This is a genomic window from Streptomyces bambusae (assembly GCF_020532645.1).
Classification (GTDB): Bacteria; Actinomycetota; Actinomycetes; order Streptomycetales; family Streptomycetaceae; genus Streptomyces; species Streptomyces bambusae.
This window is the reverse complement of the sequence record NZ_JAJAUZ010000081.1, coordinates 20,704-31,848: the sequence shown is the minus strand read 5'-3', so window position 1 is coordinate 31,848 and position 11,145 is coordinate 20,704. Positions and strand designations below refer to the sequence as shown.

Below are 11,145 nucleotides of genomic sequence, written 5' to 3'. Positions count from 1 at the left end.
CCCCCCCGGGGGGGGGGGGGCCCCCCGGGGGGGGGGGGCCGCCCCCCCGGGCCGGCGCCCCCCGACCGGTCGTTTCCGGCCCGATCGCGTCCGGGCCCGCCCCTGGTGGCCAAAAACTATCAACGCTAGTTTGTAGGCTGTCGGCTGTTCGAACGGCGGTGCCGTCCGCGGTTCACACATGGCTCGGGAGGATGCGATGAAGGCCCACGACGGGATGTACATCGGCGGGGAGTGGCGGCCCGCCGCCGGCGGCGACACCATCGCCGTGGTCAACCCCGCCACCGAGCAGGTCATCGCCCGGGTCCCGGCCGGCACGGCCGAGGACGTCGACGCCGCCGTCCGGGCCGCCCGTACCGCCTTCCGCGGCTGGGCCGCGACCGCGCCGGCCGACCGCGCGGCCGGGATCGCCGCGCTGCGGGACGTGCTCGTGGCCCGCCGTGCCGAGTTCGCCGAGACGATCATCGACGAGCTGGGGTCGCCCCGCGGCTTCGCCGAAGCCGTGCACGCCGGCGCGCCCGTGGCCGTCGCGGGGTCGTACGCCGAGCTGGCCGCCTCGTACGCCTTCGAGGAGCGGATCGGGAACTCGACCGTCTACCTGGAGCCGGTCGGCGTGGTCGCCGCGATCACGCCCTGGAACTACCCGCTGCACCAGGTCGTTGCCAAGGTGGCGCCCGCCCTCGCGGCCGGCTGCACCGTCGTCCTCAAGCCCTCCGAGGACACCCCGCTGACGGCGCAGCTGTTCGCCGAGGCCGTGCACGAGGCCGGACTGCCCGCCGGAGTCTTCAACCTCGTGACCGGCACCGGCCCGGTCGCCGGCCAGGCCCTCGCCGAGCACCCGGACGTCGACCTGGTCTCCTTCACCGGCTCCACCGCCGTGGGCCGCCGCATCGGCGCGCTCGCCGGAGGTGCCGTCAAGCGGGTCGCCCTCGAACTGGGCGGCAAGTCCGCCAACGTGATCCTGCCGGGCGCCGACCTGCCCAAGGCCGTCGCCGTCGGCGTCGGTCACGTCCTCAACAACTCGGGCCAGAGCTGCAACGCGCTCACCCGCATGCTCGTCCACCGCGACCAGTACGACGAGGCCGTCACGCTCGCCGCGGCGGCCGCAGGCAAGGCGGTGGCCGGCGATCCGCGCGACCCCGCCACCCGGATCGGCCCCGTCGTCAACGCCAAGCAGCTGGAGCGGGTCCGCGGCTACATCGCCAAGGGCACCGAGGAAGGCGCGCGGCTGGTCGCCGGCGGCACCGAAGCCCCGCACCCCACCGGTTACTACGTCGCCCCCACCGTCTTCGCCGACGTCACGCCCGGCATGACGATCGCACAGGAGGAGATCTTCGGTCCGGTCCTCGCGATCCTGCCGTACGAGGACGAAGACGACGCCCTGCGCATCGCCAACGGCACCGACTACGGGCTGGGCGGCGCGGTCTGGGCCGCGGACGACGCCACCGCCGTCGCCTTCGCCCGGCGGATGGACACCGGCCAGGTGGACATCAACGGCGGCCGCTTCAACCCGCTCGCCCCCTTCGGCGGCTTCAAGCAGTCGGGCGTGGGCCGCGAACTGGGCCCCCACGGCCTGGCCGAGTACCTCCAGACGAAGTCGCTGCAGTTCTGACGGGGGCCGGGCGCCCGCCGGCCGGCGGGCGCCCCGCTCCGCGTCCCGCACGCCGTCCCCGCCGTCCCCGCCGAGAAGGAGCCCCCGTGGTCCGCGCCGCCGTTCTGCCCGCCGTCGGATCTCCCCTGGAGATCGTCGAGATCGACCTGCCCGAGCCGGGGCCCGGGCAGGTCCGGGTCCGGCTCGCCGCCGCCGGGGTGTGCCACTCCGACCTCTCGCTCACCAACGGAACCATGCGGGTCCCCGTCCCCGCCGTGCTCGGCCACGAGGGCGCCGGGATCGTGGTCTCCGTCGGCGCGGGCGTCACGCACGTCGCCCCCGGCGACGGCGTCGTGCTCAACTGGGCGCCCAGCTGCGGCACCTGCCACCACTGCGGCATCGGCGAGGTCTGGCTCTGCGCGAACGCGCTCACCGGTGTCGGCGCCGTGTACGCCCGTACCGCCGACGGCCGCGACCTGCACCCCGGCCTCAACGTGGCGGCCTTCGCGGACGAGACCGTCGTCGCGGCCGGCTGCGTGCTGCCCGCCCCCGCCGGCATCCCGCTCACCGAAGCCGCACTGCTCGGCTGCGCCGTGCTCACCGGGTACGGGGCCGTGCACCACAACGCCCGGGTGCGCGAGGGCGAGTCCGTGGCGGTGTTCGGCGTCGGCGGGGTGGGCCTGGCCGCCCTCCAGTCCGCCCGCCTCGCCGGCGCCGGCCCGGTCGTGGCCGTCGACGTCTCCCCGGCCAAGGAGGAACTCGCCCGGGCCGCCGGCGCCACCCACTTCGTCCTGGCCTCGGAGACCACGGCCAAGGAGGTCCGCGCGCTCACCGGCGGCCGCGGCACGGACGTCGCCGTCGAGTGCGTGGGCCGCGCCGAGACCATCCGTACCGCCTGGGAGTCCACCCGGCGAGGCGGCCGCACCACCGTCGTCGGCATCGGCGGCAAGGAGCAGCAGGTCTCCTTCCACGCCCTGGAGATCTTCCACTTCGCCCGCACCCTGTCCGGCTGCGTCTACGGCAACTCCGACCCGGCGCGCGACCTGCCGGCGCTCGCCGACCACATCCGCGCCGGCCGCCTCGACCTCGGCGCCATGGTCACCGACCGCATCACCCTGGACGGCATCCCGGCCGCCTTCGACGCCATGCTCGCCGGCAAGGGCGGCCGCTCACTGGTCGTCTTCTAGGGGGTGTTGCGAAGGGCCTGTGCGGTGCCCGCGGTGTCCGGTGCGTGCTCTCGGCGTGCCGGGCGAAGGTCCTCGTACTGGGCGTACTCGGGGCTTCGGCCGGTGCGGCGAGAGGGCGTGCCGGGCGCCGCGGGCGCCGTGCGGGACTTTCGCAACACCCCTAGAACCCGCGCCCCTACGGATCGCGCCGGGCGCGCGGGGCCGTGCCGGCGGCGAGCGCGTCCGGTGCGCCGGACCCGAGCGCGCGCCGCTGCCCGCGAGCGTCCCCGTCCGAGGGCTCCGGGTCCTCCGCCACCCCCAGGTCGCGCCGCATCGCCGTGCGCATCGTGGCCAGCAGCGCCCAGACCTCCTCACGGGCCCGGGCCGCGGCCTCCGGGGACTCGCCGGGTTCCGGTTCGCCGCGTTCCAGGCGCTTGACGTGGCCGTACAGGGCGGTGAGGGCCCGGTTGGCGGCGGCCGCGGCCGCCAGGACCCCGTCAGGCGCGACCATCATCGCCTCCGAGTAGCGGTCGCGGTGGGCGGCCTTCGCCTCGTCCAGCGCGGTCCGGTCGGCCTCCTCGACACCGCGCTCCCGCATGGCGTGCAGGTGGCCGTTGAGCGCCGTCGAGAACTGCCGGGCGTCCCGGTTGAGTTCCGCGTAGCACGTACGCCGCAGCTGCCGGCTCTCCCGTGCGTCCTCCTGCTCGCGTATCAGCGCCAGTTCCCGCAGCTTGCCGCGCTCGGCGGCGCGCTGGGTGAGGAACGATCCCCCCAGCGTGCCCGCCACGCCCGCGACCGCGATGATCACCGATCCGATGTCCACGTTCCCCCTCGAGTCGTCTCCGGCGCCGGGGAGTCAGTGTGGCCCCAGCGCCTCGTACTGCACGCAGAGCCCGTCGAGGAGGGCCCGCAGGCCCGTCTCGAAGGCGCTCTCGTCGATCTCCCGCTGCCGGTCGGCCAGCAGGTGGGCCTGGCCCAGGTGCGGGTAGTCGGCCGGGTCGTACGCCCCGCGGTCGTCCACGAAACCGCCCGCGAACGAGGCCACGGCCGAGCCCAGGATGAAGTACCGCATCAGGGCGCCGATCCGGGTCGCCTGCGCCGGCGGCCAGCCCGCCCGGGTCATCGCGCCGAACACCGCGTCCGCCAGCCGCAGTCCGGCCGGCCGGCGCCCCGGCCCGCGGGCCAGCACCGGCACGATGTGCGGATGGTCGGCCAGCGCCGCCCGGTACGAGTGCGCCCAGTCGTGCAGCGCGGTCCGCCAGTCCCGGCCGTCGCCCGGCTCGAGCATCGACAGGTCCACCCGCGCGCTCACCGCGTCGGCGACCGCCTCCAGGATCTCGTCCTTGGTGCGGAAGTGGTTGTAGAGCGAGGGGCCGCTGACGCCGAGTGCGGCGGCCAGCCGCCGGGTCGAGACCGCTTCCAGCCCCTCCGCGTCCACGAGCGCGCCGGCCGCCTCGACGATGCGGTCTCGGCTGAGGAGGGGCTTGCGCGGTCGGGCCATGCGCCACATAGTAGGGCCTGCCGACAAAAAACTAGCGCCGCTAATTAACGGGTCGGGCCACACCGCCGGACCCCGGGGCGCGCCGACCCGCGAGGTGACCGTGAACCTGGAGCTCAGCGAGGAGCAGACCGCGGTCCGCCGGCTCGCCCGCGACTTCGTCGAGCGGGAGGTCGCCCCGCACGCCGCCGCCTGGGACCGCGCCGAGAGCGTCGACCGCGGCATCGTGAAGAAGCTCGGCGCACTCGGCTTCCTCGGCCTGACGGTCCCCGAGGAGTACGGCGGCAGCGGCGGCGACCACCTCGCGTACGCCCTGGTCACCGAGGAACTGGGCCGCGGGGACTCCGCCGTGCGCGGCATCGTCTCGGTCTCCCTCGGCCTCGTCGCGAAGACCGTCGCGGCCTGGGGCGACGAGGACCAGAAGCGGACCTGGCTGCCCCGGCTGTGCTCCGGCGAGGCGCTGGGCTGCTTCGGCCTCACCGAGCCCGGCACCGGCTCCGACGCCGGCAACCTCACCACCCGGGCGGTGCGCGAGGGCGACACGTACCGGATCACCGGCAGCAAGATGTTCATCACCAACGGCACCTGGGCGGACGTGGTGCTGCTCTTCGCCCGCACCGGCGGCGCGCCCGGCCACCGCGGGGTGTCCGCCTTCCTGGTGCCCGCCGACAGCCCCGGGCTGACCCGCCGCGAGATCCACGGCAAGCTCGGCCTGCGCGGCCAGGCCACCGCCGAACTCGTCCTGGACGACGTACGGGTGCCCGCCTCGGCCCTGCTCGGCCCCGAGGGCAAGGGCTTCTCCGTCGCCATGTCCGCCCTCGCCAAGGGCCGGATGTCGGTGGCCGCGGGCTGCGTCGGGCTGGCGCAGGCGGCCCTGGACGCGGCGCTGTCGTACGCGACCCGGCGCGAGCAGTTCGGCCGTACGATCGCCCACCACCAGCTGGTGCAGGAGCTGATCGCCGACATCGCGGTGGACGTCGACGCCGCCCGGATGCTCACCTGGCGGGTCGCCGATCTCGTCGACCGCGGAAGGCCGTTCGCCACCGAGGCGTCCACCGCCAAGCTCTTCGCCTCCGAGGCGGCCGTCCGCTGCGCGGGCAACGCCCTCCAGGTGCACGGCGGTTACGGCTACATCGACGAGTACCCGGCGGGCAAGCTCCTGCGCGACGCCCGGGTGATGACCCTGTACGAGGGCACCAGCCAGATCCAGAAGCTGGTCATCGGCCGCGCCCTGACCGGGATTTCGGCCTTCTGAGTACCGGGCGGCGGCCGTCTGAGTACCTGCGCGGATGGGCCGCCGTACGGCACCGCCGGATGCTGGAGCCATGAACGAGACTCCGGTCAGGCAGCAGAACACGGGGGCGTACTACGGCCAGGCCGTCGCCTCCTTCGGCATCGCCATCTGTGCGGTGGCCCTCGGGATCTACCACCTGGAGGCCGACGGCTGGGTGCGGGCCTTCCTCGGCATCGCCGTCCTCTACCTCACGACCTCGGCGTTCACCCTCGCCAAGGTGATCCGGGACCGGCAGGAGGCCGGGCAGATCGTGCAGCGGGTGGACCAGGCGCGGATGGAGAAGATCATGACGGACTACGACCCGTTCCAGCCGAAGGGGCCGGGGACCCAGGGGGCCGGGCGGCCTACGGGCTAAGCGCTTGCTCACCCTCCGGTAAGGTGTTCACCCCACGGACGAAGAGGGTGAGGGAGCGATGGACAGCGCGGCGGAGACCGACGGCTACCAGGCGTGGTCGGAGGTCACTCCCGACGCGGCCCGGCGACTGCTGGTCGCCGCCGTCGAGGCGTTCGCCGAGCGCGGGTACCACGCGACCACCACGCGGGACATCGCCGGCCGGGCCGGAATGAGCCCGGCCGCCCTCTACATCCACTACAAGACGAAGGAAGAGCTGCTCCACCGGATCAGCCGGATCGGGCACGACAAGGCCCTGGAGATCCTGGAGACCGCAGCGGACGGCCCCGGCACCGCGGCCGAACGCCTCGACGCGGCCGTCCGGTCCTTCGTGCGGTGGCACGCCGGCCACCACACCACCGCACGGGTGGTCCAGTACGAGCTCGATGCTCTCGGACCGGAGCACCGCTCCGAAATCGTGGCACTGCGCCGCCAGAGCGACGCGGCCGTGCGGCGGATCCTCGCCGACGGGGTGCGCGCCGGCGAGTTCGACGTACCCGACCTGCCCGGCACCACCCTCGCCGTGCTCTCGCTGTGCATCGACGTGGCCCGCTGGTTCAGCACGGCCGGCCGGCGCACCCCCGACGAGGTCGGCGGCCTGTACGCCGACCTCGTCCTGCGCATGGTCGGTGCGCGCCCGGACCGCCCGGGCCCGGACGGCGCCCCGCCGGCGGCTCAGAAGTAGTAGCGGGACACCGACTCCGCCACGCACACCGGCTTCTCCCCGCCGTCCCGCTCGACCGTCACGGTCGCCGTGACCTGCACGCCGCCGCCCGCGTCCGCGACCTCCGTGATCACGGTGGTCGCGCGCAGCCGCGAGCCGACGGGGACCGGGGCGGGGAAGCGGACCTTGTTCGTGCCGTAGTTGAGGCCCATCCTCATGCCCTCGACGCGCATGGTCTGCGGCACCAGGGCCGGCAGCAGCGACAGCGTGAGGTAGCCGTGCGCGATCGTCGAGCCGAACGGGCCGGTCGCGGCGCGCTCCGGGTCCACGTGGATCCACTGGTGGTCGCCGGTGGCGTCCGCGAACAGGTCGATCCGCTTCTGGTCCACCTCCAGCCAGCCGCTGGGGCCGAGCGGCTCGCCGACGGCGGCGCGGAGTTCCTCGGCGGACGTGAAGATCCTCGGCTCGGCCATGCCCGTTGCCTCCCAGAGTCGGAATAAGCGCTTGCTCAGCATGGTGGGCGGTCTCGCCGGCTGTCAACGGATCTTCCGGTCTCCGCTTCCGGCCCCCGGCGGACCTCGGCGCGGGGGCCACCGGGGCTGCGGCTAGGCTCGGCCGGGTGCCGCAGATCCCAGAGAAGATCCACGAACTCACCGTCGGGCAGGTCGCAGCCCGCAGCGGTGCCGCTGTGTCCGCCCTGCACTTCTACGAGTCCAAGGGCCTGATCAGCAGCCGCCGTACCTCCGGGAACCAGCGCCGCTACAGCAGAGACACCCTGCGCCGGGTCGCGTTCATCCGGGCCGCTCAGCGGGTGGGGATCCCGCTGGCCACGATCGGTGAGGCGCTGGCCAAGCTGCCGGAGGGGCGGACGCCGAACCGGGAGGACTGGGCGGTGCTGTCCGAGGACTGGCAGGCGGAGCTCGACGGGCGGATCGCGCGGCTCGTCCGGCTGCGCGACCACCTCGCGGACTGCATCGGGTGCGGGTGCCTGTCCCTGAAGAACTGCGTGCTGTCCAATCCGGATGACACCGTCGGCCGCGACCTGACCGGGTCCCGCCTGAACTGACGCCGGGGCTCCGCCCGGGACCCCGCGCCTCAAACTCCCCCGGCCACCGCCGGGAGGGGCCCCCGGGCGGAGCTGGAACACGGGCCCGTCGGCGACAGGGCCCGGGGCGGCACCAGGATTCCGCAGGTGTGGCAGACCGGGCCGGGGCACGGTGCGGTGGCGGGCTGGAGCCAGGTGAGGTCGGGCCCGCCGCAGACCGGGCAGCCGGTGCCGGGTGCCTCCGCTTCCAGGGCGCGCACCAGCCGGCGCAGGACGTCCGGCAGCGGACCGTCGGGGCGGACGCCGGGGTCGGCGCAGCGCACCACCGCGGGCTCGCCGTGCCAGGCCCAGTCCGGGTGCCGGCGGCCGCAGTGCTTCTCCCGGCGGCGGCGTTCCGCGAACTGCCGCTCGTACGCGAGCCAGACCCCGCGGGCCTCCTCCAGTTCCTCCAGCGCGGCCACCAGCCGCAACGGGTCGGCCGCCCGGTCCTCGGGCCCGATGCCGTGCCGGTCGCACAGGTGCCACCAGGTCGCCCGGTGCCCGTACGGGGCGAAGCGCTCCAGGCAGCGGCGCAGCGAATGCCGCCGCAGGGCCCGGTCGTTGCGGGCGTCGCGCACCTGGCCGGCCAGACTCCGGAATCCTGCCATCGCACCGCCACCTCCCGGGCACGAACATGCCCGGGACGGTACGGGAGCATGCGGGCACGACGGGGCGCCCCGGAGGCATTGGCGGGATCTCAGCGGCCGAAGCGTCCCGCGGTGACCACCACCCGCGCAAGCGCCTCGTGGCAGATGTCGCTGTGCGCCCCCGAGGGCGCCCCTCCGCGCCGCACCACCTCGGCCGCGTCCACGCTCGCACAGCCCGTACGGGGCAGGCCCTCGCGCAGGGCCGCGTCCAGGGTCAGCCGTACCGTGCCCGGCACCGCGTGGATCCCGTCGTGGCCCACCGCACCCCAGCGGGCGTCCGACGCGCCGAAACCGGCCGAGTCCCGGGCCAGCCGCGAGGCCAGCGGGTAGAACACGCCGAGCGCCGAGTCGTGCCGCGAATGGCAGGACACCACCGGGCCGTCCACCCGGGTCTGAAGCCCGCCGAGATGGCCGGAGCGCCGTCGGTCGTGCGGCAGCGACTCGCTGAACGCGTAGTGGGAGAAGGCTCCTTGGAGGAGCGTCAGGGACTTGACGGTGCGGACGTCCGGCGGCAGGCCGCGCAGGGCGCAGGACACCAGCCGGGCGCCGAAGCTGTGCCCCACCAGGTGGACGCGCAGCCCCGGGCGGGACCGGGCGAGCTGACCCAGCACCGGGCCGAGGCCGTGCTCGCCGATGTGCCCGGCGCGCTTCTTCATCGTGTAGTAGGTGGCCTGCCGCAGCAGCTCCTTCCCGCCGTTCCACAGCGTACGCAGCCCGCCGGTCAGCGAGGCGGACGCCGCCCCGCCCAGCGACGCGCCGCTCTCGGCCAGGGCCTGGGTGAGGTCCGCGCACACGCCGAGCGTGTCGGCGCCGAAGAGGGCCGGCAGAGCGTCGCCGGGACCGCCGGCCGGTGCGGCCGCCGCGGCAGCGGGGGAGTCGGGCATCCCTGCCAGGGCCCTCACCAGCGCGCCGAACTCGGCGAAGGCCGCCGCCGACTCGGGCTGCGTGGCGAGGAGTTCGGCCACCCGGCCGAGCTCGGCCGCCCGCCCCGGCCAGAAGGCGTCCAAGGCCGCCCGGGTCGGGGCGTCCAGCGCCGTGGCCGCGGCCGCCGCGTCCCGCACCGCTGACCCGAACGGCCGGGCCGGCGCCGGCCGTTCGGGCGCGGCGCGCGGCGGATCGAAGTCCGGGATCGGCTCGTCCGAGAACCGCATCGAAGGCCACAGCACCCCTGCGTACCCCAGCCGAACCCCCGGCCCGGTCAGCTCCGGGAACGGCGCGAAGAAGCGGTCGTAGAGCCGGGTCGCCACCGAACGGTCGCTGTTCCATCCGTGCGAGAAGAGGACCAGGTCGGTGGCGTCCAGCCGCAGCAGCGCCGCGCGCTGCGCCGCGTCGGGATCCCCGTCGGCGTCGAAGGTCAGTTCCGCGTACGGCCCCACGCCCACACCCGACATGACGTCCCCCTCCGTGCCGAGTCAGTGCACCGGACCTCCAGCATCCCGCCGCCACCGCCCCCCGGCCAGACATCTGACACGGGAACACCCGCCCGCCCCGTACCCGCCCCTCCCCGCGCCCTCACGGATACAGCAGGTACCGCTCCCGCACCTCCCGGAACCGCTCCAGCCCCGGCTGCCAGTCGGCCGCCACCTCCGCCGGCCCGGCCCCCGCGTCGATCAGGGTCCGCACCCGGCCCGAGCCCGTGAGCTTGTCGATCCAGCGGTCCGCCCGCCAGGCGAAGCCCGGCCAGGTGCGGCGGGCCGTGACGAGCAGGGAGACGCCGGTGAGGACCGGGTCGAAGGCCGCCCGGTCGTGCACCAGCAGGCGGACCCCGCCCACCGTCCGGTCCTTGAACTTCGAGAAGACCGGCGTGAAATGGGCCTCGCGCACCCACACCCCCGGCAGCCCGAGCGCGTCCGCCGCCTCCGCCCAGCGCCGGTCCACGCCCTCTGCGCCGAGGAGCTCGAAGGGCCGGGTGGTGCCCCGCCCCTCGGACAGGTTCGTGCCCTCGAACAGGCAGCTGCCCGGGTACGCGAGCGCCGTGTCGGGCGTCGGCATGTTGGGGCTCGGCTGCACCCACGGCAGCCCGGTGTCCCCGAAGAACAGGTCCCGCCGCCACCCGGACATCCCCACGACGTCCAACTCCGGTCCACCGGACAGGAATTCGCCCCGGAACAGCCCCGCCAGCTCGCCCGCCGTCATCCCGTGCACCAGGGCGATCGGCGCCCGCCCGACGAACGTCGCGTACGCCGGGTCCAGCACCGGCCCCTCGGCCCGCCGGCCGCCCAGCGGATTGGGCCGGTCCAGCACCACCACCCGCAGCCCGGCGGACGCGGCCGCCGCCATGCAGTCGTACAGCGTCCAGATGTACGTGTAGAAGCGCGCGCCGACGTCCTGGATGTCGAAGACGACCGTGTCGATCCCGGCGGCCGTGAACGCGTCGGCCAGCGGGCGCCCGCTCAGCCCGTACACGTCGTACACCGGCAGCCCGGTCGCCGGGTCGCGCGCCGCCCCCTCCGAACCGCCCGCCTGCGCGGTGCCGCGGAAGCCGTGCTCCGGACCGAACACCGCCACCAGGTCCACCCGCGGGTCCGCGTGCATCACGTCCACCACGTGCCGGCCGTCCGCGGTCACCCCCGTCGGGTTGGTGACGACGCCCACCCGGCGCCCGGCCAGCGCCGCGTAGCCGGTGGCGGCGAGCCGGGTGAAGCCGGTCCGCACCGGACCGGTCCGCGCCGGCGCGGCAGGCGGGGCGCCCGCCGCTGCCGCCCGCCCCGCCGCGGGCAGGCCCGCCGCTCCGGTCAGTGCCAGCAGTGCGCGTCGCGACAGCGTCGTCATGGCGCACACCGTAGGCGGGGGCGCCCGGCCGGGCCGGGCCG

The 11,145-nt window shown here is 75.1% G+C and carries 12 protein-coding genes; 6 read left to right on the top strand and 6 right to left on the bottom strand.

Features of this window, described 5'->3' with window-relative positions; genetic code table 11:
• The first annotated feature begins 196 nt into the window (after positions 1–196).
• The gene (locus LG634_RS33705) at positions 197–1,609 is read left to right on the top strand and encodes an aldehyde dehydrogenase family protein (protein WP_226739669.1); all 1,413 of its coding nucleotides are present in this window, start codon (positions 197–199) and stop codon (positions 1,607–1,609) included.
• Positions 1,610–1,695: 86 nt separating this feature from the next.
• Complete coding sequence (locus LG634_RS33700; protein WP_226739667.1) at positions 1,696–2,775, top strand: Zn-dependent alcohol dehydrogenase; 1,080 nt, start codon at positions 1,696–1,698, stop codon at positions 2,773–2,775.
• Positions 2,776–2,950: 175 nt separating this feature from the next.
• Here the strand turns inward: LG634_RS33700 and LG634_RS33695 are convergent, their stop codons facing one another.
• Positions 2,951–3,577, bottom strand: coding sequence for a hypothetical protein (locus tag LG634_RS33695; protein ID WP_226739665.1), 627 nt, complete (start codon positions 3,575–3,577; stop codon positions 2,951–2,953).
• Between the two features lie 33 nt (positions 3,578–3,610).
• Entirely contained in the window at positions 3,611–4,255 is a 645-nt protein-coding gene (locus LG634_RS33690; protein WP_226739663.1) for a TetR/AcrR family transcriptional regulator, read from the bottom strand.
• Between the two features lie 100 nt (positions 4,256–4,355).
• Here LG634_RS33690 and LG634_RS33685 point away from each other — a divergent pair, with 100 nt between their 5' ends.
• From LG634_RS33685 to LG634_RS33675, 3 genes are all read left to right on the top strand, one after another.
• Complete coding sequence (locus LG634_RS33685) at positions 4,356–5,507, top strand: acyl-CoA dehydrogenase family protein (protein ID WP_226739661.1); 1,152 nt, start codon at positions 4,356–4,358, stop codon at positions 5,505–5,507.
• A 70-nt stretch (positions 5,508–5,577) separates the two neighbouring features.
• Positions 5,578–5,901, top strand: coding sequence for a YiaA/YiaB family inner membrane protein (locus tag LG634_RS33680; RefSeq protein ID WP_226739659.1), 324 nt, complete (start codon positions 5,578–5,580; stop codon positions 5,899–5,901).
• A 58-nt stretch (positions 5,902–5,959) separates the two neighbouring features.
• Positions 5,960–6,622, top strand: a complete 663-nt coding sequence (locus LG634_RS33675) for a TetR/AcrR family transcriptional regulator (protein WP_226739657.1) — start codon at positions 5,960–5,962, stop codon at positions 6,620–6,622.
• Here LG634_RS33675 and LG634_RS33670 read toward each other — a convergent pair.
• Positions 6,613–7,074: a MaoC family dehydratase gene (locus LG634_RS33670; RefSeq protein WP_226739655.1), complete on the bottom strand. Its 462-nt coding sequence runs from the start codon at positions 7,072–7,074 to the stop codon at positions 6,613–6,615. The two genes, LG634_RS33675 and LG634_RS33670, sit on opposite strands and share 10 nt — an antisense overlap.
• A gap of 146 nt (positions 7,075–7,220) precedes the next feature.
• On the opposite strand from LG634_RS33670, the gene soxR reads away from it, so the two are divergent.
• Positions 7,221–7,667: a redox-sensitive transcriptional activator SoxR gene (gene soxR / locus LG634_RS33665; RefSeq protein ID WP_226739653.1), complete on the top strand. Its 447-nt coding sequence runs from the start codon at positions 7,221–7,223 to the stop codon at positions 7,665–7,667.
• Between the two features lie 29 nt (positions 7,668–7,696).
• Here the strand turns inward: soxR and LG634_RS33660 are convergent, their stop codons facing one another.
• The 3 genes from LG634_RS33660 to LG634_RS33650 all read right to left on the bottom strand — a co-directional run bounded on the left by LG634_RS33660 (position 7,697) and on the right by LG634_RS33650 (position 11,104).
• Positions 7,697–8,293: a hypothetical protein gene (locus LG634_RS33660; RefSeq protein ID WP_226739651.1), complete on the bottom strand. Its 597-nt coding sequence runs from the start codon at positions 8,291–8,293 to the stop codon at positions 7,697–7,699.
• Positions 8,294–8,382: 89 nt separating this feature from the next.
• On the bottom strand, positions 8,383–9,723 hold the full coding sequence (locus tag LG634_RS33655) for a serine-threonine protein kinase (protein WP_226739649.1): 1,341 nt from the start codon (positions 9,721–9,723) through the stop codon (positions 8,383–8,385).
• A 121-nt stretch (positions 9,724–9,844) separates the two neighbouring features.
• Positions 9,845–11,104 carry an exo-beta-N-acetylmuramidase NamZ family protein gene (locus tag LG634_RS33650; protein WP_226739647.1) on the bottom strand — a complete coding sequence of 420 codons (1,260 nt, stop codon included), beginning with the start codon at positions 11,102–11,104 and terminating at the stop codon, positions 9,845–9,847.
• Positions 11,105–11,145 lie beyond the last annotated feature (41 nt).